General features: G+C 71.7%; 23 protein-coding genes. 12 read left to right on the top strand and 11 right to left on the bottom strand.

Annotated features, from left to right (window positions below; genetic code table 11):
- Nucleotides 1-55 precede the first annotated feature (55 nt).
- Nucleotides 56-499, bottom strand: coding sequence for a hypothetical protein (locus ACYU98_RS04135; protein ID WP_460466923.1), 444 nt, complete (start codon nucleotides 497-499; stop codon nucleotides 56-58).
- Nucleotides 500-682: 183 nt separating this feature from the next.
- Between ACYU98_RS04135 and ACYU98_RS04130 the strand changes: the two genes are divergently transcribed.
- The gene (locus tag ACYU98_RS04130) at nucleotides 683-1,420 is read left to right on the top strand and encodes a response regulator transcription factor (RefSeq protein WP_460466922.1); all 738 of its coding nucleotides are present in this window, start codon (nucleotides 683-685) and stop codon (nucleotides 1,418-1,420) included.
- Entirely contained in the window at nucleotides 1,417-2,859 is a 1,443-nt protein-coding gene (locus ACYU98_RS04125) for a sensor histidine kinase (RefSeq protein ID WP_460466921.1), read from the top strand. Before ACYU98_RS04130 ends, ACYU98_RS04125 begins: the two co-directional genes overlap by 4 nt.
- A gap of 78 nt (nucleotides 2,860-2,937) precedes the next feature.
- On the opposite strand, the gene ACYU98_RS04120 is transcribed toward ACYU98_RS04125, so the two are convergent.
- From ACYU98_RS04120 to ACYU98_RS04105, 4 genes are read right to left on the bottom strand one after another with little or no spacing between them, the layout of a single operon-like run.
- Nucleotides 2,938-3,159 (bottom strand): ferredoxin, encoded by a 222-nt coding sequence (locus tag ACYU98_RS04120; RefSeq protein WP_460466920.1) that lies wholly within the window; start codon nucleotides 3,157-3,159, stop codon nucleotides 2,938-2,940.
- Nucleotides 3,146-4,234, bottom strand: coding sequence for an NADH-ubiquinone oxidoreductase-F iron-sulfur binding region domain-containing protein (locus tag ACYU98_RS04115; RefSeq protein WP_460466919.1), 1,089 nt, complete (start codon nucleotides 4,232-4,234; stop codon nucleotides 3,146-3,148). The genes ACYU98_RS04120 and ACYU98_RS04115 overlap by 14 nt, the downstream gene beginning before the upstream one ends.
- On the bottom strand, nucleotides 4,231-4,794 hold the full coding sequence (locus tag ACYU98_RS04110; RefSeq protein WP_460466918.1) for a ferric reductase-like transmembrane domain-containing protein: 564 nt from the start codon (nucleotides 4,792-4,794) through the stop codon (nucleotides 4,231-4,233). The genes ACYU98_RS04115 and ACYU98_RS04110 overlap by 4 nt, the downstream gene beginning before the upstream one ends.
- The gene (locus tag ACYU98_RS04105; RefSeq protein ID WP_460466917.1) at nucleotides 4,791-5,717 is read right to left on the bottom strand and encodes an FAD:protein FMN transferase; all 927 of its coding nucleotides are present in this window, start codon (nucleotides 5,715-5,717) and stop codon (nucleotides 4,791-4,793) included. The genes ACYU98_RS04110 and ACYU98_RS04105 overlap by 4 nt, the downstream gene beginning before the upstream one ends.
- On the opposite strand from ACYU98_RS04105, the gene ACYU98_RS04100 reads away from it, so the two are divergent.
- Complete coding sequence (locus ACYU98_RS04100) at nucleotides 5,697-6,068, top strand: hypothetical protein (protein WP_460466916.1); 372 nt, start codon at nucleotides 5,697-5,699, stop codon at nucleotides 6,066-6,068. The two genes, ACYU98_RS04105 and ACYU98_RS04100, sit on opposite strands and share 21 nt — an antisense overlap.
- Before the next feature lie 83 nt (nucleotides 6,069-6,151).
- On the opposite strand, the gene ACYU98_RS04095 is transcribed toward ACYU98_RS04100, so the two are convergent.
- Nucleotides 6,152-6,790, bottom strand: coding sequence for a YdhK family protein (locus ACYU98_RS04095; protein ID WP_460466915.1), 639 nt, complete (start codon nucleotides 6,788-6,790; stop codon nucleotides 6,152-6,154).
- Nucleotides 6,791-6,948: 158 nt separating this feature from the next.
- Here ACYU98_RS04095 and ACYU98_RS04090 point away from each other — a divergent pair, with 158 nt between their 5' ends.
- The 4 genes from ACYU98_RS04090 to ACYU98_RS04075 are packed head-to-tail and all read left to right on the top strand — an operon-like array spanning nucleotide 6,949 to nucleotide 10,241.
- Nucleotides 6,949-7,656, top strand: a complete 708-nt coding sequence (locus ACYU98_RS04090) for a response regulator transcription factor (RefSeq protein ID WP_460466914.1) — start codon at nucleotides 6,949-6,951, stop codon at nucleotides 7,654-7,656.
- Nucleotides 7,653-8,798 (top strand): sensor histidine kinase, encoded by a 1,146-nt coding sequence (locus ACYU98_RS04085; RefSeq protein ID WP_460466913.1) that lies wholly within the window; start codon nucleotides 7,653-7,655, stop codon nucleotides 8,796-8,798. Before ACYU98_RS04090 ends, ACYU98_RS04085 begins: the two co-directional genes overlap by 4 nt.
- A gap of 22 nt (nucleotides 8,799-8,820) precedes the next feature.
- A complete protein-coding gene (locus tag ACYU98_RS04080) occupies nucleotides 8,821-9,189 on the top strand; it encodes an ArsR/SmtB family transcription factor (protein ID WP_460466912.1) in 369 nt (122 codons plus the stop codon).
- Nucleotides 9,186-10,241, top strand: coding sequence for a cation diffusion facilitator family transporter (locus tag ACYU98_RS04075; RefSeq protein WP_460466911.1), 1,056 nt, complete (start codon nucleotides 9,186-9,188; stop codon nucleotides 10,239-10,241). Before ACYU98_RS04080 ends, ACYU98_RS04075 begins: the two co-directional genes overlap by 4 nt.
- A 102-nt stretch (nucleotides 10,242-10,343) precedes the next feature.
- Here the strand turns inward: ACYU98_RS04075 and ACYU98_RS04070 are convergent, their stop codons facing one another.
- Nucleotides 10,344-11,276, bottom strand: a complete 933-nt coding sequence (locus ACYU98_RS04070; RefSeq protein ID WP_460466910.1) for a 3-carboxyethylcatechol 2,3-dioxygenase — start codon at nucleotides 11,274-11,276, stop codon at nucleotides 10,344-10,346.
- Nucleotides 11,273-12,952, bottom strand: coding sequence for a bifunctional 3-(3-hydroxy-phenyl)propionate/3-hydroxycinnamic acid hydroxylase MhpA (mhpA, locus tag ACYU98_RS04065; protein ID WP_460467408.1), 1,680 nt, complete (start codon nucleotides 12,950-12,952; stop codon nucleotides 11,273-11,275). The genes ACYU98_RS04070 and mhpA overlap by 4 nt, the downstream gene beginning before the upstream one ends.
- An 11-nt stretch (nucleotides 12,953-12,963) precedes the next feature.
- Here mhpA and ACYU98_RS04060 point away from each other — a divergent pair, with 11 nt between their 5' ends.
- A complete protein-coding gene (locus ACYU98_RS04060) occupies nucleotides 12,964-13,122 on the top strand; it encodes a hypothetical protein (protein ID WP_460467423.1) in 159 nt (52 codons plus the stop codon).
- Nucleotides 13,123-13,367: 245 nt separating this feature from the next.
- Here ACYU98_RS04060 and ACYU98_RS04055 read toward each other — a convergent pair whose 3' ends face one another.
- Nucleotides 13,368-14,069 (bottom strand): IclR family transcriptional regulator, encoded by a 702-nt coding sequence (locus tag ACYU98_RS04055; protein ID WP_460466909.1) that lies wholly within the window; start codon nucleotides 14,067-14,069, stop codon nucleotides 13,368-13,370.
- Between the two features lie 135 nt (nucleotides 14,070-14,204).
- On the opposite strand from ACYU98_RS04055, the gene ACYU98_RS04050 reads away from it, so the two are divergent.
- Nucleotides 14,205-14,801, top strand: a complete 597-nt coding sequence (locus ACYU98_RS04050) for a dihydrofolate reductase family protein (RefSeq protein WP_460466908.1) — start codon at nucleotides 14,205-14,207, stop codon at nucleotides 14,799-14,801.
- 27 nt (nucleotides 14,802-14,828) lie between these two features.
- Nucleotides 14,829-16,025, top strand: a complete 1,197-nt coding sequence (locus ACYU98_RS04045) for a thiolase family protein (RefSeq protein WP_460466907.1) — start codon at nucleotides 14,829-14,831, stop codon at nucleotides 16,023-16,025.
- A 63-nt stretch (nucleotides 16,026-16,088) separates the two neighbouring features.
- On the opposite strand, the gene ACYU98_RS04040 is transcribed toward ACYU98_RS04045, so the two are convergent.
- The gene (locus ACYU98_RS04040; protein WP_460466906.1) at nucleotides 16,089-16,739 is read right to left on the bottom strand and encodes a response regulator; all 651 of its coding nucleotides are present in this window, start codon (nucleotides 16,737-16,739) and stop codon (nucleotides 16,089-16,091) included.
- Nucleotides 16,736-17,866: a sensor histidine kinase gene (locus ACYU98_RS04035; protein ID WP_460466905.1), complete on the bottom strand. Its 1,131-nt coding sequence runs from the start codon at nucleotides 17,864-17,866 to the stop codon at nucleotides 16,736-16,738. The genes ACYU98_RS04040 and ACYU98_RS04035 overlap by 4 nt, the downstream gene beginning before the upstream one ends.
- A gap of 193 nt (nucleotides 17,867-18,059) precedes the next feature.
- Between ACYU98_RS04035 and ACYU98_RS04030 the strand changes: the two genes are divergently transcribed.
- A complete protein-coding gene (locus tag ACYU98_RS04030) occupies nucleotides 18,060-18,737 on the top strand; it encodes a hypothetical protein (protein ID WP_460466904.1) in 678 nt (225 codons plus the stop codon).
- Nucleotides 18,738-18,808: 71 nt separating this feature from the next.
- On the top strand, nucleotides 18,809-19,399 hold the full coding sequence (locus ACYU98_RS04025; protein ID WP_460466903.1) for a flavin reductase family protein: 591 nt from the start codon (nucleotides 18,809-18,811) through the stop codon (nucleotides 19,397-19,399).
- Nucleotides 19,400-19,402: the final 3 nt, after the last annotated feature.

Below are 19,402 nucleotides of genomic sequence, written 5' to 3'. Positions count from 1 at the left end.
TCCGTATCCGGAGTTGCGTGGGACCCGACCAGTCATGTCGGTGTGGAGCTGGTGGTCAGCGGCGCAGCGAGCGCGCGCGCAGCGGCAGCCAGACCACCAGCGCCATGATCGCCATCGCGATCGGCACGTGCACGGCGGTCAGCGAGTCCTTGCTCTCGTCGCGGATGAGGCCACCGATGTAGGCCTCCAGCACCAGCAGGACGGTGAGGACGCCGGAGCCGATCCACAGCTCGCGGTGGGCGCGCAGCTTGATCGCGCCCCAGACGGTGGCGACCAGCGCGATCAGGATCGCCAGGTCGGCACCCCGGGCGTGGACGTCCATCCAGCCGTCGGCGGTCGGGCCGTCACCGCCGTGGCCCAGGAACAATCCGGCCCACAGCCCCTGGAGCAGGACGACGAGGGCCACCACGCCGAGCAGCGCGGAGAGGATCTTTTGGTCGCGCGCGGGGCTGGCCGGGCGCGCGTTGTCGATGCGTACGGAAGCGTCCGTGTCGGACATGGACATTTCCCCTTTCGGTCGGATCCCGTTGTCGGATGGCGGAATCACACGGCCTCACACCTTGCCCGGCGAATTTCTCAACCACTTCTCAACGGCCTACGTGTTGGGTAACGGGTCCGTGAAGCTTCGGTGAACGCCCTCACGGGACAGGCCAGCCCAGTGCCGGCGGATATCGTGACCGACATGTCAACCCCCACCGCAGGTCCCCCTCCGGTCGCCCCCGACGGCCGCAGCCTGCGGGTGCTCGTGGTCGAGGACGAAGCCGGCCTGGCCGAGGCCCTGGTCGCCGCGTTCGGCTTCCGCGGCTGGGAGGCCAGCAGCGCCGGCACCGTCGCCCAGGCCACCGAGGAGGTACGGCTGCGCCAACCCGACCTGGTGGTGCTCGACGTGATGCTGCCCGACGGGAGCGGCTTCGACCTGCTGACGGTGCTGCGCGCCCGCAACCCGCAGCTCGCCGTGCTCTTCCTCACCGCGCGCGACACCGCCGAGGACCGCATCCACGGCATCGACATCGGCGGCGACGACTACATCACCAAGCCGTTCGACCTGTCCGAGGTGCTGTCCCGTTCGCAGGGCTTGATGCGCCGCGCCGGGCTGCTGCGCCAGCAGCAGGGCAGAGAACTCCGGGTGGCCGACCTGGTCATCGACGTCGACGCCCACGAGGTGCGCCGGGCCGGTGAGCTGCTCACCCTCACCGCCACCGAGTTCGCGCTGCTGCGCTACTTCGCCACCCACCAACGGCGGGTGCTGTCCAAGGACGAGTTGCTGCGCAAGGTCTGGGGCAGCGACTTCGACGGCACCTCCCACGTGGTCGAGCTGTACGTCAGCTACCTGCGCAAGAAGGTCGACCTCGAGGGTCTCGAACCGCTGCTGCACACCGTGCGCGGCGCCGGCTACGTGATGCGGCCGCCGGTGGCATGAGACTCCTGCCGCGCACCCTCACCTCCCGGCTGGCGCTGCTGCTCGCGGCGCTGGTTCTCGGCGCCGGCACGATGGCCGGTGTCGCGGCCACCATCGGCATCCGAACCTTCCTGATGAGCCAGCTCGACACCGAGCTGCACCAGGCGGCCGCCCGCAACGTGGTGCTGAAGGCGCCGCCCAGCGGCAGCGACCACGACGCCGACAACCTCACCCGCAACGACAGTGGTCTGCCACCCGGCACCATCACCGGACACGTCTCGAACGGGCGGATCACCGACCTCGTGGTCGCGGCAGACCTCGACGGAGACCACTTGCCCACCGCCGCCGACCGGACCGCCGTGCAACGCGTCGCGGACTCCGACTCGCCGGTCACCGTACGACTGCAGAGTCTCGGGGACTACCGGGTGCTGGCCACGCAGAGTCCGGACGGCGAGGAGCTGATCACCGGCATCCCGCAGGCGCGGGTCGACCACGCGATCCGCGAACTGATCGTGCTGGAGGTGGTGGCGCTCGGCGTCGCGGTGCTGCTCGTCGCGGCCGCCGGAGCCCTGGCCGTACGCCGGTCCATGCGGCCGCTGCAGCATCTGGCCACCGTCGCCCGGCGGGTCACCCAGCTGCCGCTGGAGACCGGACAGAGCCGGATCGGGGTGCGCGCCGCGGAACTGACCGAGCCGACCGAGGTCGCCCAGGTCGGCCGGGCGATGAACGCCATGCTCGGCCACGTCGACCTGGCCCTGGAACAGCGGGACGAGAGCGAGCAGCGGCTGCGCGACTTCGCCGCCGACGCCAGCCACGAACTGCGGACGCCGCTGGCCGTGGCCCGCAGCCACGCCGAACTGCTGCAGGAGTACATGTCCTCGACGCAGCTGCCCGACCAGGTGCACCGCTCGCTGCAGCGGATCAGCGACGAGACCGGTCGGATGGCGGCGATCGTCAACGACCTGTTGCTGCTCGCCCGACTCGACCGCGAGTCGCCGGAACGGCGCGAGCCGGTCGACCTGACCCGGCTGCTGCTGGACGCGGTCGAGGACGCCCGGGTCACCGCGCCGGACCACCATTGGTCGCTGGACATGCCGGAGGAGCCGGTCACGGTCCGCGGCGACGAGGAGCAACTGCGCCGGATGGTGGTGAACCTGGTGGCCAACGTACGGCTGCACACCCCGAGCGGCACCTCGGCCCGGTGCACCCTCGAGCAGTCCGACGGCGACGTACGCCTGCTGGTGCACGACGACGGCCCGGGCTTCCCGCCCGAGCTCGTCGGTGAGGCGCACCAGCGGTTCGCCCGCGGGCGGCACCGTCAGGAGAGCACCGAGAGCACCGGGCTGGGCCTGGCGATCGTGCACGCCGTGACGCGCTCGCACGACGGGTCGCTGGACATCGCCAGCGTGCCGGGCGACACCACGGTCACCGTCACGCTCCCCGGCTCATCACCGAGATGACTCTCCGGGTCCCAGGCAACTCCGTATTCGGAGTTCCCTGGGACCCGGGGAGTTGTCTCGGTGTGGGGTCGCTCGAGGTCAGTCGCGGCGGCCGAGCAACAACGCCCGCGCCGGACACTGCTGCACCAACTCGCGCGCCTCGTCGCGGCTCAGGATCAGTCGGGAGGGCACGGGGTAGCCGAACTCGTCGAGCTCGACGGCGCCCTGGGAGATCACCGCGCACACGCCGTGCGCGGTGCAGGAGACCCGGTCCACGATCACGGACTCACCATTGCGATCGTGTCGGTCAGCGCGTCGCACGGGCCGGCTCCTTCCTGCTCGCGGTGGCGCAGCGCCCGGACAGATGCGCCCGTACGTCGGCGTCGAAGGTCCGCAGCGCCGAGGCCGCGAAGGCCGAGACACCGTCGGGGAAGCGGCAGGCGCCGCGGCCGGGCAGCATGCCCAGCCGGTTCTGCAGCAGCGGGAACTCCTCGACCGGCAGCCGCCCCGCGGCCAGCCGCTCGAACTGTTCTGCCACGGCGGGTACACCGAACATGCACGGTCCGCACTGACCGGCGGACTCGCCGGCCGCGTACGACAGCATCCGCGAGACGTACTCCAGCGGGCAGGCCGTGCGGTCGATCACCCGCAGCGCGCCGGTGCCGGTGGTCAGCCCGTACGGCTCCAGTCCCGCGTCCGACCAGATGGCCGAGGCGACCTCGCCGCCCGGGACGAACCCGCCGCTCAGGCCGGAGACGCCGACCGCGCGGACGTCGGTGGCGCCCGCCCGCTCCAGCAGGCCGCGCAGCGACGCGCCGGCCTCGCTCTGGTAGACGCCGGGCCGGGTGACCCGGCCGCCGACGGTCACCAGCCGGGGGCCGGGTTCCTGAGCGGTGCCGAAGCTGCGGAACCAGTCCGGTCCGTGCTGCTGGATCTGGCTGACGCGCCACACGGTCTCCGCGTTGAGCACGAGGGTGGGACGCAGCCGCTTGCCGCGGGCGTCCCTGGCACCGAAGGAGATCGGCGCGGTGCGCATGATCGGGCGGCCCAGCCCCCCGTGCCGCAGGCTCACCAGCGCGGACTCCTCCGAGGCGACGTAGCGCGGCGGGGCGGACAGCACGTCCAGGCCGGCGTCGAGCAACCGGCGCTCGGTCTCGCTGTCGCGGTGGGCCGCCCACACCACATCGCGGGCGATGAGGCCGGCGCCGTGCCGCAGTTCGTCGAGGTGTTCGGCGACGACGTACGCGTCCTTGTGGGTGCCGATCTCGCCGTCGCAGGCGTTGACGATCAACTCGGCGCGCCGGTCGATCGCCGACTGCAGCTTCACCCCGGTGGGGAAGCGCGCGCCGCCGCGACCGGTCAGGCCCGCGTCATCGAGCAACTGGACGAGGTTCATGTCCACTCCTGTCGTAGCACCTCGCGGCGCCGGGAACTGTCTCGGTGCGACCAGAGCAGACGCCACAGCAGTGCAGCGCCGCCCACGACCGCACAGGCGATGGTGGTGTCGAGCAGCAGGGGCTCGTTGGAGGTGCCCATGGAGATGCCGTGCCAGACGGTCATCGGCCACATCACGAAGCTGGACTTGTGCACGATGCGCCAGACGCGCTCGTTGATCCGGTGACGCAGCAGCGACGTGACCATCACCGCGGCGAGGATGTCGACCGCGAGCGTCCCGAGACCGACGGTGAAGCGGGCGTACGGCGAGGTGAACGGCACGAACGCCGAGATCAGGTCGATGTGCACGTACGTCTCGGCGACCGCGGTCGCGATGTGCACGACCAGGAAGGTGAGCATGCCGAGCGCGAGGCTGCGGTGTACCCCCTGGACGATGGTCGTCCGGCTGCCGACACTGCGGCGGGCCCCGGAGAGCACCAGGCCCAGCACCAGCACGGCGGTCATCAGCAGAATGCTCAGCGTCCCGGTGGCGCGGGAGACGTACCAGAGGATCTCGTTCACGACGCCCACTCCTGCGGGACCGGCGCGGGCCAGCCCGGGGTGCAGATCACGGTGCCGACCTGCGGCTGCAGGCGGGCCGGGATGCGGCGGCCGATCAGCCACATCGGCGCGGCGTCGCCCAGCACGCAGGCCGCGGTCGAGGCCGCGTTCGCCTCGAGCGCGGTGGCACCCAGGCAGGTGACCTGGCTCCAGGTGCGCTGTACGGGTCGTGCGGTCGCCGGGTCGAGCAGGTGGTGTCGGGGCTGTCCGTCGACCACCCAGCGGCGCCGGTCGGTGCCGGAGGTGGCGACGCCCTGAGTGGTCAGCGCCAGACCGCGACCGTCGTCGACGGTCACGACCCAGCCGCCCGCGGGCGGTTCGCCGGACAGCGCGATGTCGCCGCCGAGGTCGACCAGGAAGCCACCGGGAAGGGTGGCCGCGAGTTCGCGGGCGATGCGATCGGCGGTGGACGCCTTGCCGGTGGACCCGAGGTCGAGCAGGCAACCCGCAGCCATCGTCAGCGTGCCGGCGTCGTCGACCGACAGGTCGGCGAGCGTGCTGCCGGCGGGGCTGCCGACGCCGACGGACGGCGTACGGCGCGGGTCGCGGGCGAGCACCTCGGCGAGGTCGGTGTCGTAACCGGCCGCCTCCATCGCGCGCCCGAGCGTCGGGTCGACCAGGCCGTCGGTGGCATCGGCCGCCCACAGGGCGTCGGCCACCAGATCGCGCAGCAGCGGGGAGACCCGCTCGGTGACGAGGCCGTCGATGCCGGGAAGTGTCGCCAGCCGGGAGACCTCGGAGTCGGCGCGGAAGCGCGACGCGGTGGCGTCGACCTCGGCCACCCGGTGCCGGAACAGCCGGGACGCGGCACCCAGGGTGTCGACGTCGGTGACCACCAGGGTGCACTCGACACCGAGCGCGGGATGCTCGATCGCGGCGGTCATGACGTGTGGGTCGTCGCCTGGGGCGTGCTGGACGACGTGGTCGCCTGCGGCACGCTGCTGAAGGTGCTGCTCGAGCTGCTGGACGACGAACTCGACCTGGTGGCCTTGCTCGTCGAGGACGAGGTCGACGACGGCGAGGTCGTCGAGCTCGTGGTTCCGGTCGAGCCCGTGGAGCTGGACGAGGGGGCGGTCGGCAGCGGGGTCGGGGTCGCCGCGCTCGCGGTGGAGTCGGCGGCGAGGTGGACGGCGAGGCCGGCCGTGGCGGCCGCGCCGACGCCGAGCGTCAGCCGGGTGAGGCGCTGGGCGCGCCGGAGTGCGGGATTCATCAGAAGTCCTTCCATTGCGAACTGATTCAAGTTTCGGCTCGCAACTTCTCAACTTCTTCAGCGCTCGCTATGGACTCCCCCCGCTCTCCGGCGCCGCGCTCTGCCGGCTCAGCCGACCGGCTTCATCTCGTCCTGCACCACCCACTTGTGGTTCTTCACCGTCATGCCGCCGGCCGTGTAGTCGACCATGTAGACGGTCTGCTCGGTCGAGCTCGCGATGGTCGCCTTCGCGCCCTTCATCCCCGGCATGTGGTCGGCGGTGAGCACCACCGCGGTGCCATCGGCGAGGCGCTTGGCACCCGCCCCCGCGATCTCCTGCGCCACCACCCACTTGTGGTCCTTGACCATGGCGCCGCCGGTCGTGGGCGTGTAGTCGACGGCGTACGTGATGGTCGTGTACGCCCCCACCACGGTCGCGCGGGCGCCCTTCATCCCGGGCATGTGGGCGGCGGTCAGCACCACCTTGCTGCCGACGGCGTACGTCGGGTTCTTCGCGGCCGTGATGCCCGCCGGCGCCGGTCCGCCGTCCATCGTGTGGCCCGATCCGCCCATGCCCATCGACCCGGTCGAGGACGCGCTGGACGACATCCCCGACATGCCGGACATACCCGACGACGACATTCCTGACGTCCCCGCGTGGTGCATCCCTCCGTCCGCGTCGGACGAACACGCCGTCGCGGTGGCCAGCACCAGTGCGGTCACGGCCGGGACGGCCAGTCGTCGGGTCAGTCGGGGCCAGTTGTGCATCGGGGAACTCCTTGTCATCGGCGCCGCCCCGTACGGCGGCGCATCGACCATCACGATGCGCCGCCCGTGTTGCCGTCGTCCGCCACGAACCCTGAAGAAACGGTCAAGATCGGTCGCCGATCGTCGTGACGGCCGACCGGGGTGGCGATGATGGCGCCATGAGCACCCCACCGCAGACAGTCCTGGTCGTCGACGACGAACGCGATCTCGCGGCGATGGTGCGCTCCTACCTCGAACGCGCCGGCTTCCGCGTCGAGGTGGCGACCACCGGCCCCGAGGCGGTGGATCAGGCCCGCGACCTGGACCCCGACGTCGTCGTCCTCGACCTGGGACTGCCGGGCATCGACGGGATCGAGGTGTGCCGGCGGCTGCGCACCTTCAGCGACTGTTACGTGCTGATGCTCACCGCCCGCACCGACGAGGTCGATCGGATCGTCGGGCTGTCGGTCGGCGCCGACGACTACATCACCAAGCCGTTCAGCCCGCGTGAGCTGGTCGCGCGAGTGCAGACCGTGCTGCGCCGGCCGCGTACGTCGGCCGCCGCAGCATCGGCCGGCGAGGCGGACGTACGGCAGCTCGGGCCGTTGACCATCGACCTGACCGGCCGGCGGGTGGAGGTGGACGGGCGGCCCGTCGACCTCACCCGTACCGAGTTCGACGTGCTCGCCCTGCTGGCCGCGTCACCCCGGGTCGCGTTCTCGCGGCGCCGGATCATCGACGAGGTGTGGGACCCGGCCTGGGTCGGCGACGAACACGTCGTCGACGTGCACGTGGCCCACATCCGCAGCAAGCTCAAGGTGGCGCCGGACACCCCCGCGATCGTCGACACGGTGCGCGGCGTCGGCTACCGGATGGTGCAGTCGTGAACGGCGACCGTGAGCCGGGACGTGCCGCCGGACGTACCGCTGGACGTACCGCTGGACCGGGCATCGCCGTACGCCTGCTGCTGGCCCAGATGGCCGTCGTGGTGGCCGGCGGCGCTGCGGCCTTGATCGTCGCCGCCGTCGTGGGACCGCCGCTGTTCCATCGCCACCTGATGGAGGCCGGCACCATGGCCGACTCCGCGCAGATGATGCACGTCGAGCAGGCGTACGGCAGCGCGAACACCCTCACTCTCGGCGGTGCGGCGCTGGTCGCGCTGGTCACCGCGAGCGCCATCACCTGGTATCTCAGCAGGCGACTCACCCGGCCGCTGGTGCAGCTGTCCGCGGTCGGCCTGCGGCTGTCCGACGGCGACTACTCGGCCCGCGCGACCCCCGCGTCCGCCGGCCCCGAACTGGCCCGGCTGACCGACACCTTCAACCAGGTGGCCGGCCGGCTCGAGCACACCGAGGCCACCCGGCGTCGGTTGCTGTCGGACCTCGCCCACGAACTGCGCACCCCGATCGCCACCATCGAGGCCTACCTGGACGGCTTGGACGACGGCGTGACGACGTGGGGCGAGGAGGCCGCGCGGGTGCTGCGCGACCAGACCGCCCGGCTCCACCGACTGGCGGACGACCTGGGCGATGTCTCCCGGGCCGAGGAGGCTCGCCTGGAGGTCGTGCTGGAGCCGCTGCCGGTGCACACGGTCGTGGAGTCGGCCATCGGCGCCCTGCGACCGGACTACGCGGCGAAGGGCGTCGACCTGCGGGCCGCGTACGACGGCAAGGATGACCGTGCTCCGCTGGACCCGCAGCGGCTCGCCCAGGCGCTGACGAACGTGCTGGCCAACGCGCTGCGGCACACCCCGGCCGGCGGCTCGGTCGAGGTCGCTGTCGACGCCGGTACCGATGGCGAGGTGCGGGTGACGGTCACCGACACCGGCGACGGCATCGCGCCGGACCAGCTGGACCAGATCTTCGAGAGGTTCTACCGGGGCGATTCGGCGCGCTCCCGGGACCGCGGGGGCAGCGGGATCGGGCTGACGATCTCGCGCGCGATCGTGCACGCCCACCGCGGCACCCTCGTGGCCCACAGCGACGGCCCGGGCACCGGTGCCCGCTTCGTGCTGACGTTGCCGCGCTGACCTGAACCGCTACTCTTTGCGCATGCATGCAAGTCCGCAAGAACCGATCTGGGACGACGAGGTCGTCTCCCTGGCCGTCGAGGTGCTGCGCGTCCTCGCCGACCCGACCCGGCTGCACCTCGCCGGGCTGCTGCTCGACGACGAACGGTCGGTCTCCGACCTGGCGGCGCTGCTCGACAAGCCCGTACCCGGCGTCTCGCAGCACCTTGCCCGGATGCGGATGGCCCGGCTGGTCACCACCCGCAAGCAGGGCACGTCCGTGCTCTACCGGGTGGAGAACGGCCACGTACGCCAGCTGGTGATCGACACCATCGGTCACGTGGAGCACCTGCTGGACACCGTCCCGACCCATCACCGCGCCCAGGAACGAACCGCACAGGCGCCGGCATGACCCACACTCTGCAGCGCGATCACGCGCACGACCATCACGATCACGATCACGATCACGATCACGACGGTCACGACCACGACCACGGCTCCGGCTGGGGCGCGGTCCGCCACACCCTCTCCGAGGTCTTCGGCGGCCACTCCCACGACGCGGCCGACCAGATCGACGACGCGCTGGAGGCCGACGCCCGCGGTCGCCGGGCGCTCTGGATCAGCCTCGTCGCGCTCGCCGCCACCGCGGCGATCCAGGCGGTGGTCGTCGCGTTCACCGGCTCGGTGGCCTTGCTCGGCGACACCCTGCACAACGTGGCCGACGCGGCGACCGCGCTGCCGTTGCTGCTGGCGTTCTGGCTGGCGCGGCGTCCCGCGAACGACCGGTACCCGTACGGCTACGGCCGCGCCGAGGACCTCGCGGGCGTCTTCGTCGTCGCGATGATCACCCTCTCCAGCGTGCTCGCCGCGTGGGAGGCCGTCAGCCGACTGCTCGACCCGCGTCCGGTCGACCACCTGTGGGCGGTCGCGGCCGCCGGAGTGGCCGGTTTCGCCGGCAACGAACTCGTCGCGCGCTACCGGATCCGGGTGGGACGCCAGATCGGCTCCGCGGCGCTGGTCGCCGACGGCCTGCACGCCCGTACGGACGGATTCACCTCTCTGGCAGTCGTGCTCGGTGCTGCGGGAGTGGCTGTCGGCCTGCCCTGGGCCGACCCCGTCGTCGGCCTGCTCATCGCTCTGGCCATCCTCAGCGTGCTGCGCTCGGCGGTGCAGCAGGTGGGTGCCCGGTTGATGGACTCGGTCGACCCGCAGCTGATCGAGCGGGCCCGGGAGGCGGTCGGCACCGTCGACGACGTCATCGCCGTACGCGAGCTGCGGGTGCGCTGGATCGGCCACACCCTGCACGCCGACGGCGACCTCGTCGTGCCGGCCACGCTGTCGGTGACCGAGGCACACGCGGTCGCGGAGCATGCCCGCGAGCACCTGCGGGAGGCGCTACCCCGGCTGACCGACGCGGCTCTGCGGGTGACCCCACAGGCCACTCCCATCGCGCCGGCCCTCTGAGCTCCCAGGGGTCCAGCGCCGAGACAACTCTCCCGGTCCGAGGGAACTCCGAATGTCGAGTCCCCTCGGACCGCGAGAGTTGTCTCGATCGGCTGAGTGGGCTCAGCGCGCGGTCATCACCCCGAAGCCGGCGATGTACTCGCGGATCGGCCGGTAGAACCGGTGACCGACCTCGTACGGCCCAGCGGCGCCGAGCGCGCTGAACGCGGCCACCCAGGTGCGCACCTCGTGGGCGGAGTTCCCGGCGTCGGCGGCCATCTGATCCGGCGTCATCGCGTCGATCGGGCTGAGGTCGCCCGAGGCGAGGGTGTCCATCAGCGCCTGGTCCCAGGCGGGGTTGAGGTCCCGAATGGTGGCGGTTCCCGCGGCGAAGTCCTTGGCCGCGTCGATCACCCGCTGCTGACGCATGTCGCGGGCCGCGGCGGTCGGGTGACGACCGTCGAGCAGCATCGCGCGCTGCTCCTCGTTCGCGGTCGCCCACTGGGGCACCGGCGGGTCGTGCGAGAGGCCACCCGAGCCGATCACCAGCACGCGCTCGTCCAGCGTGGCGAGGTACGACCCGATGACCTCACCGAGCCGGCGCACCCGGCGCATGGTGGTGAACGGGCGGGCCACGCCGTTGACGAATACCGGGATGGTCGGCACCGTGTCGATGCCGCCGAACAGGATCTCCAGCGGCTGGATCGCGCCGTGGTCGATCTCCATCCGTCGCGAGATCGCGACGTCGACGTCGTGTTCGGTCACCCACTGGGCGAGCTCCTCGGTGCGCTGGGTGGGCACCTGCAACGGCCCCTCGGTGGTGCCGTAGTCGCCGACGCCCAGCGCTTCGTACCCGATGCAGAACGGCGGCATCAGGTCGTAGAAGAAGCCGTTGTAGTGGTCGGGAGCGAACGAGACGACCAGCGTCGGGTCGTAGTCCCGCACGAAGTCACGGGCCTGGCCGAAGGCCCCTTGGACCGCGTCGACCACCTCCGCCGGCGGGTCGGCGTACTCCAGCAGCGGGCTGTGCGACATGCACACCAGGGCGAGGCTCATGCGAGGACTCCGTTCATGTCGTCGGCCGCACGCAGGGAGCCGGCCGCGGCGACCGCGGCGAGCACGTGCGAGGCCTGCTGGGTGAGGGAGGCGGCCGCGACGAACCGGTCGGGTCGCAGGACGACCAGGCCGCAGGCGCGTACGTCGAACCAGTTCTTGAGGGCACCGGTGGTGTCACCGACGACGGTCACCGGCAGCGGCGCGGGGGCGAACTGCTTCTCCGCCCAGCCGCGCTGGGTCTCCGGCATGAACGAGACGAGCCGGATGCGGTGCCGGGCGATCAGGTCGAGGTCCTCGGGCGAGAGGTGCGCGGTCGGATCGGTGCCCCAGGTGGCAAGCGTCCACCAGTCGCCGGTCACCTCGTCGAGCAGCACATCGGTGGCCTCCGCGGTGTTCACCCGCGGCTGGATGAACTGCAGCCCGACCGGAGACGACGCACCCGCGCTGTCGACGAACGGGGCGAGCGTCGACCGACCCAGGTCGCCGGAGCACGTGCCGGGTTCGAGGGTGAGCTGGTCGACCACCACGCCCGAGGTGAAGCGCGGCATCGGCTTGAACCGCAATCCCGTGAAGTACGACTTCCAGTTCGGCACGAGGTTGAGCGCGGACGCGGCCCGGTCCCGCAGCCAGCCGCCGACGCGGCCGAGCTTCATCACCGACCCGGCGGCCATGTTCACGTCGATCATGTCGGCGGCGTGCTTGCGGCGCTCGAGGGTGTAGGTGTCCAGCAGCGCGTCGTCGGCATCGCCGGTGAGCACGGTGGTCAGCTTCCAGGCCAGGTTCGTGGCGTCACGGATGCCGGAGTTCCAGCCCTGGCCGAGCCAGACCGGCATCAGGTGGGCGGCGTCGCCGGCGAGGAACACCCGGCCCTTGCGGAAGTCGCTGGCGATCCGGCCGTGGTGGGTGAAGGTGCGCCGGTCGATGACTTCCAGCGCCCCCGGGTTCGGCACGTGCCGGGCCAGCAGACCGTGCAGGAAGTCCGGGTCGTCGCCGGCGTCGGCGGGCTCGTCGTCGTGCAGCATGAGCTCCCACCGCCGTACGCCGTGCGGCAGGCCGATCGAGACGTACGGCCGCCGAGGGTCCGCGCCGAGATAGACCGAGGGGGTGCCGATCGGGTCGTTCGCGACGTCGATGACCACCCACCGGGTCGAGGGCGACTTCCCCTCGAACGCCACACCCATCCACTTACGCGTGAACGAGCTGCCGCCCTCGCAGCCGACGACGTACCGGGCGGTGAGCGTGACCCGCTCGCCGTCCTCCTTCTCGGCGGTCACGACGACATGGTCGCCGCGGTCCTCCAGGTCGACGACGCGATGCCCGAAGCGCAACTCCGCGCCGGGGAAGCGACCGAGACCGGTGGCGAGTTCACGGTCCACCAGCGGCTGGATGAAGCCGTGCTTGCGCGGGTAGCCGAACTCCTCGGTCGTCGGGTCGTTGGTGGCGAGCACCTGCCCGGTGCCGTTCACCAGCCGTACGACGTGGTGCGGGACGGTGTACGGGGAGACCTTGTCCCACAGTCCGGCGGTGCAGAGCGTACGGATCGACTCGTCGTCGAGGCCCACGCCGCGGGGGTAGTCGATCAGTTCGGGCCGGGCTTCGAGCACCACGCTGGGGCAGCCGCGGACGCCCAGCAGGTTGGCCAGCATGAGGCCGACCGGGCCGGCGCCGATGACCAGGACGTCGGTCCATGTCGACGGTGGCGACCGCGGCGGAGTCGCCCCAGCCGGGCATGTCGGGAGCCACCACGTGGAACCCGGCGTCGGCGATGACCCCGATGTTCTGGGAGAAGTTGGACCAGCCGGTCGCGCCCGGGCCGGATCCGTGCAGCAGCACGACGGGCGGCTGACCGGCCTCCCCGGCTTCGTAATAGCGGACGGCCGCACCCGACGGCAGAACGAGGTCGCGGGTCGCCGATTCCTTGGTGATGGCCACTGTGCTTCCCATGGTGTGCGTTATTTGCACTCATGCATCTGTTATTTGCACGTTCAGTGTGGTCCATGTCACCACCGCGGCCGCCCGGTGTCAAGACCGGGGTGGTAATACAACGGCCCACCGGATCGCTCCGATGGGCCGTACGGGGGTGGGTGGCGGTCAGCGCAAGGCGTCCGCGAGCCGCGTCGCAGCGGCGACCAGTCGCGGGGGCGCTGCCTCGGCGATCTCGGCGCGGTGGGTGATCAGGTTGAGACAGGAGACCGGGATGCCGGGCACCGCGGGCAGCGGCACCGCGACGCCGTACGCCCCGGGCTCGACCTCGCCGAACGTCTGCGCCCACCCGCGGGTCCGGGCCTCGGCGACGCGGGGATCCTCACCGTCGTACGGCGGCAGCGCGGCACGCAGCGCCACCCCGCCGGCGGCGCGGTCGAGCGGGTGACGGGTGCCGGTCTGGAACGCGAGGTGGTACGACGAACGCGCCGGCGAGACCACCGACAGCCCCACCGCCTCGTCGCCCTCGGCGACCAGCAGCGAGACGGTGGCCCCGAGTTCCTCGGCGAGGTCGCGCAGCACCGGTTCGGCGGCCACCCGCAGCGTGGTGTGGACGCCGGAGGCGAGGGCGGCCAGACCGCTGCCGACGCGGAACCGGCCGTCCGGGCCGCGGACGACGAACCGGAAGTCGACCAGGGTGGAGAGCAACCGCGAGGCGATGGACCGGTGCACGTCGAGCGCCTCGGCGACCTCCTGGATCGAGCAGCCGTCGACCGCCCGGCCGATCAGCTCCAGAGCGCGCAGTCCGCGGGCCAGGGTCTGCGATCCCGCCGCGGCGCGGCCTGCTGTGGTCCTTGCCTCCGATGACACTCGTGCAGTCTAGGCAGCCGAGTCCTCATCGGCGCCCGGCCGCGCCCGGCCGAGACGACTGCTCGGGTCCGAGGGAACGCGAAATTCGGAGTCCCCTCGGACCCGAGGAGTTGTCTCGGCCGGAATGATGGCCCCATGACCCGCTCCGTCGTCGCGTACGTGCTCACCTCCCTCGACGGCGCCGTCGACGACCCGCGCCGCTACTTCCCGGCCACCGACGCGACCGCGCCCGGCCCGCCGGAGTTCGACGACGAGTCCGAGGAGGTCGAGGCCGGCGTCATCGCGACCCAGGACGCGGTGCTCCTCGGCCGCGGCATGTACGACGAGTGGGCGCGCTACTGGCCCACCTCGACGCAGCAGCCGTTCGCCGACTTCATCAACGGCGTGCGCAAGTACGTCTTCACCTCGAGCCCGCTGACCACGCCGTGGCAGAACGCCGAGGCGGTGCACGAGCCGGCGGCCGACGTCGTACGCCGGCTGAAGCAGGAGGCCGGCGGCGACATCGGGGTCCACGGCAGCATCACGCTGGTCCGGTCGCTGCTGGCCGAAGGACTGGTCGACGAACTGGTGCTCGGGATGGGGCCGGTGATCGATCCGGAGGGGCGCCGACTGTTCGAGCAGGCGACCGAATGGACCCGACTCTGGCTGACGCAGGCGACGCCGACGTCGTCGGGGATCGTGTGGCTCAGGTATCGGCTGGGGTCGTCGGTGCCGGGAGCAGATCGCGGCTGAGCCGGACGTCCCTCTACCGTTGGCGTCATGAGCTCCTACGTCTACGACGCCGTCCGTACGCCGTTCGGGCGGTTCGGCGGTGGCCTCGCCGGCAGCCGCCCCGACGACCTCGCCGCGGCGACCTTGACCGCGATCGTCGAGCGCACCGGCCTCGACCCCGCCGCGATCGACGAGGTGATCCTCGGCAACGCCAACGGTGCCGGCGAGGAGAACCGCAACGTCGCCCGGATGGCGCTGCTGTTGGCGGGTTTCCCGACCTCGGTGCCGGGCTCCACCATCAACCGGCTCTGCGGGTCATCGCTGGATGCGGCGATGTACGGCTCCCGGGCGATCGAGACGGGCGACGCCCGGATCGTGCTGGCCGGCGGAGTGGAGTCGATGACCCGTGCGCCGTGGGTGATGCCCAAGCCCGAGCGCGCCTTCCCGGCCGGGAACGCGCAGGCGATCTCCACCACGCTCGGCTGGCGGATGGTCAACCCGAAGATGCCGGCCGAGTGGACGGTCTCGCTCGGCGAGTCCAACGAACAGCTGCAGGAGCTGTACGACATCCCGCGCGAGCGCCAGGACGAGTTCGCCGCCCGCTCGCACCAACTCGCCCACGCCGCCTGGGAATCGGGCTTCTACGACGATCTGGTGGTGCCGGTGCCCGACACCGCCTTGACCCGCGACGAGGGCATCCGCGCCGACTCGACCCCCGAGACCCTCGCGCGCCTCAAGCCCGCCTTCCGCAAGGACGGCACGATCACCGCCGGCAACGCCTCGCCGCTGAGCGACGGTGCGTCCGCAGTGCTGCTCGGCTCGGCCGACGCCGCCGCAACCATCGGTCGCGACCCGCTGGCCCGCGTCGCCGGCCGGGGCACCCACGCCGTCGACCCGAACCGCTTCGGCTACGCCCCGGTGGAGGCCGCGAACAAGGCGCTCGCCAGCGCCGGCATCGGCTGGAACGAGGTCGGCGCGGTCGAACTCAACGAGGCCTTCGCCGTGCAGTCGCTGGTCTGCGTCGACGCCTGGCTCGCGCAGGGTCTGAAGGACCGGGAGCTGGTCAACACCCGCGGCGGTGCGATCGCTCTCGGCCACCCGCTCGGTGCGAGCGGCGGCCGGGTGCTCGGCACCCTGGCGAAGGTGCTGCGCGAGCGCGGTGAGCGGTACGGCGTCGCGGCCATCTGCATCGGCGTCGGGCAGGGCCTGGCGGTGGTGCTGGAGAACACCGACGTCGCCGGGTGATTCCGGTAGCCCACCGCCGTCGACAACACCCGCGGTGCAGCGGAACGCGCGACGCGCCCTGAGTCATCGCGCGCCGCCGACCACCCCGGCCTCGTACGCCATCACGATGGCCTGCACCCGATCGCGTGCCCCGATCTTGGCCAGCACCCGCGTCACATGCGTCTTCACCGTCGTCGCCGAGACGTACAGCTGTGCGGCGATCTCGGCATTGGACAAGCCGTGCGCGATGAGCACGAACACCTCACGTTCGCGCTCGGACAGGGCCGCCACCAGGTCGGGTGCGCGGCCCGGCGCCGCCCGCGCGCAGAACTCGTCGACCAGCCGCCGGGTGATCGTCGGTGAGAGCGTCGTCTCCCCCGCCGCGACCGTACGGACGGCGTGCACCAGATCGTCCGGACGCACGTCCTTCAGCACGAAGCCACTGGCACCAGCATGGATCGCGTCGTAGACGTACTCGTCGAGGTCGAAGGTGGTCAGCATCAACACCCGGGTCGTGCCGGAGCGGGTCACCGCAGCCGTCGCCTCCACCCCGTTGAGCACCGGCATCCGTACGTCCATCAGGACGACGTCGGGCTGCAGTTCGCGACACCGTTCGACCGCCTCCTGGCCGTCGGCCGCCTCGCCGATCACCTGCAGGTCCGGCTCCTGGTCGAGGATCATCGCGAAGCCGCGGCGCACCAACGCCTGGTCATCGACGACGACGACCCGGATCATGACGCGACCGCCGCGGGATGGGTCACGGGAAGGGTGGCGGCCACCCGGAAGCCGCTGCCGCAGGGACCTGCCTCCAACACGCCCCCACCGGCCAGGACCCGCTCCCGCATGCCGACCAGGCCGTGCCCGGGCGGATCGTCGCTCGGGCGAGCGGGGCCGTCGTCGGTCACCTCCACCAGCAGCGAACCCTTGCTGAGCCGTAGGTCCACCCGCACGTGGGACGCGGTCGAGTGACGCAGCACGTTGGTCAGCCCCTCCTGCACGACGCGGTACGCGGTGAGCTCGGTCCCCGGGGCGACGTCACCCACCGCCGGCGCAGTGAACTGCACACCGAGTCCCGCGCCGCGGTAGGAGTCGACCAGTGCCGCCAGGTCGGCGAGCCCCGGTTGAGGAACGGTGTCGGCGCGGGCCGTCGGCCGCAGCACGCCCAGCAACCGCCGCAGTTCGGCGAGCGCGTTGCGGCCCGAGTCCTGCACCGCGCGCACCGCCTCGGTCGCCTCGGCGGACCCCCGCCCCGCCGGCATCACCCGCTCGGCGGCCTCGGCCTGGACCAGCATCACCGTCACCGAGTGGGCCACGATGTCGTGGATGTCCTGCGCGATCCGCAGCCGTTCGGCGATCACGGCGCGCGCCGCCAGTTCGTCGCGGCTGCGCTCGAGTTCGCCGGTGGTGCGCCGCAGGTCCTCGATCAGCAGGTGCCGACTGCGCAGTGCCCGTCCGGCACCCCACGCCCCGCCGATGACGAGCGCGAGCCAGACGACGCTCGCGACGTCGACGCCGTTGGTGGCGATCACACAGACGTACGCGTAACCGAGACCGAGCAACGCCTCCGCCGTACGCAGGGCGTAGCCGACCCACCAGACCAGCACCAGGCACGCGATGATCGAGGCGAGGAAGTCCTGCTGGGACAGACCGAGCTGGTAGCTGATCAGCATCGTCGCGAAGGCCACGATCACCGCCGCCCACAGCGACGTCCGGCGGATCAGCAGGCAGAGGACGTAGACCGTCACCGCGCCTGCGGCGACCACACGCGGGCCACGGACCGTGTCGACCAGGTCGACCACCCCGAACCCCGCGACGACCGCGGCCAGCACCCAGTCGAACGCGACCGGACGGCGCACCTCCATGTCCCGACGATAGGACCGTACGGCGGGTCCCGCGTCGTCTTCGGGGAGGACCACGGCTACGACCCGAGGATGACCGGGAACGGGTGCGAATCAGCCCACGCGGATGCCGGTACGACCGCGCAGCCGACGCGGCCGAGGGCCTGCGCTTCGTAGCTTCGAGACATCACCTCTCAGCACCGACGAAGGAGCGACCATGACCGCCACCAGCCCGACTCTCCCGATCACCCCGACACCCGAAGCGGCACCCGCGACCGGTGCCGCCGCCTACCGGCTCCGGCGTACGGTCGGGGCGATCTGCCTGCCCGCCATGTTCGCCCTCATGCTGGTCGGCACGGCTCTTCTGGACCCGCTGGACGACTCCGCCGGGGAGGCCACGACGATTCGCCAGGCGATCGGTCACTCCGGCCAGATCGCCGCGCTCGGCTGGGCCGAGATCGTGACCGCGCTGCTCGGCCTGGCCGGGCTGATGACGGTCGTCGGCGCGATCCGGCGTCGCGGGGCCGGCTGGGCGAACGCCGTGGGTGTCTTCGCCGTGCTCAGTGCCCCCGGCTTCATCGCCATCGCGATGAACCACTTCGTCGTGTCCGGTCTCGTCTCCTCGACCCTCACCCAGGACCAGCGGGTCGAAGCGCTGCGCCGATTCCACGAGGCCGGCGGTCCGATCATCGCCTTCATCATGCTGACGGTCGTCGGGTTCGTGCTCGCCGCGGTCGCGGCCTACCGCTCGGGTCTGAGCTCGCCTCTCGTCCTGGTTCCCGCCGCCGCGCTGCTGGTGACCTCGTTCGCCCCCGGGGAGGCCGGGCAGTACGCCGCGGCGGTCGCCGGCCTGGTGATGAGTGGCTGGATCGCCCGGGACCTGTTGCGCCACTGACCTTTCCGCGCGGACCCGTCCGCCGCCCCTCGGTTCGAGGGGCGGCGGAAGGGTCGGCGTACGGTTCGACCATGGCGCGACACCTGTTCGACATGGAAGAACTGCCCGACCCCGAGCCGTACCGGCTGCTCACCGGCCTGGTGATCCCGCGGCCGATCGCGTGGGTCAGCACGCTCGACGCCGACGGCCGGGCCAACCTCGCGCCGCACTCCTTCTTCACCGTCGCCTCGGGCGCTCCGCCGGTCGTGCAGTTCACGTCGGTCGGCCGCAAGGACTCGCTGAACAATGTCGAGGCCACCGGGGAGTTCGTGGTGAACCTCGCCTCGCGCACGCTGCTGGAACGGATGAACGCGACCTCCGCGAGCGTGGACCCCGAGGTCGACGAGTTCGAACTGGCCGGGTTGACCAAGCAGGAGTCGTCCAAGGTCTCGCCGCCGCGGGTGGCCGAGGCCCCCGCGGCGCTGGAGTGCCGGCTGCACCAGGTCATTCCGGTCGGCAACTCGTTCGTGGTGATGGGCATCGTCGTCGCCGCGTCGGTCGACCAGGACATGCTCGACGACTCCGGCCGCCCGCAGGAGTGGCTGCTCGACCCGGTCGCCCGGCTGTCCGGATCGCGTTACGCGACGTACGGCGAGACGCTGCGGCTCACCCGCCCGGAGTGACGC

The organism is Calidifontibacter terrae (assembly GCF_054778835.1).
This window is presented reverse-complemented; position numbering and strand designations above follow the sequence as displayed.

Coding starts and splice junctions, on each gene's coding strand:
- ACYU98_RS04045 (WP_460466907.1), top strand. CDS start 14,829: ATGAGCTCCTACGTCTACGACGCCGTCCGTACGCCGTTCGGGCGGTTC.
- ACYU98_RS04040 (WP_460466906.1), bottom strand. CDS start 16,739: ATGATCCGGGTCGTCGTCGTCGATGACCAGGCGTTGGTGCGCCGCGGC.
- ACYU98_RS04025 (WP_460466903.1), top strand. CDS start 18,809: ATGGCGCGACACCTGTTCGACATGGAAGAACTGCCCGACCCCGAGCCG.
- ACYU98_RS04130 (WP_460466922.1), top strand. CDS start 683: ATGTCAACCCCCACCGCAGGTCCCCCTCCGGTCGCCCCCGACGGCCGC.
- ACYU98_RS04100 (WP_460466916.1), top strand. CDS start 5,697: ATGCTCGATCGCGGCGGTCATGACGTGTGGGTCGTCGCCTGGGGCGTG.
- ACYU98_RS04030 (WP_460466904.1), top strand. CDS start 18,060: ATGACCGCCACCAGCCCGACTCTCCCGATCACCCCGACACCCGAAGCG.
- ACYU98_RS04035 (WP_460466905.1), bottom strand. CDS start 17,866: ATGGAGGTGCGCCGTCCGGTCGCGTTCGACTGGGTGCTGGCCGCGGTC.
- ACYU98_RS04090 (WP_460466914.1), top strand. CDS start 6,949: ATGAGCACCCCACCGCAGACAGTCCTGGTCGTCGACGACGAACGCGAT.
- ACYU98_RS04135 (WP_460466923.1), bottom strand. CDS start 499: ATGTCCGACACGGACGCTTCCGTACGCATCGACAACGCGCGCCCGGCC.
- ACYU98_RS04115 (WP_460466919.1), bottom strand. CDS start 4,234: ATGAACCTCGTCCAGTTGCTCGATGACGCGGGCCTGACCGGTCGCGGC.
- ACYU98_RS04070 (WP_460466910.1), bottom strand. CDS start 11,276: ATGAGCCTCGCCCTGGTGTGCATGTCGCACAGCCCGCTGCTGGAGTAC.
- ACYU98_RS04080 (WP_460466912.1), top strand. CDS start 8,821: ATGCATGCAAGTCCGCAAGAACCGATCTGGGACGACGAGGTCGTCTCC.
- ACYU98_RS04060 (WP_460467423.1), top strand. CDS start 12,964: ATGTCGACGGTGGCGACCGCGGCGGAGTCGCCCCAGCCGGGCATGTCG.
- ACYU98_RS04095 (WP_460466915.1), bottom strand. CDS start 6,790: ATGCACAACTGGCCCCGACTGACCCGACGACTGGCCGTCCCGGCCGTG.
- ACYU98_RS04125 (WP_460466921.1), top strand. CDS start 1,417: ATGAGACTCCTGCCGCGCACCCTCACCTCCCGGCTGGCGCTGCTGCTC.
- ACYU98_RS04105 (WP_460466917.1), bottom strand. CDS start 5,717: ATGACCGCCGCGATCGAGCATCCCGCGCTCGGTGTCGAGTGCACCCTG.
- ACYU98_RS04075 (WP_460466911.1), top strand. CDS start 9,186: ATGACCCACACTCTGCAGCGCGATCACGCGCACGACCATCACGATCAC.
- ACYU98_RS04050 (WP_460466908.1), top strand. CDS start 14,205: ATGACCCGCTCCGTCGTCGCGTACGTGCTCACCTCCCTCGACGGCGCC.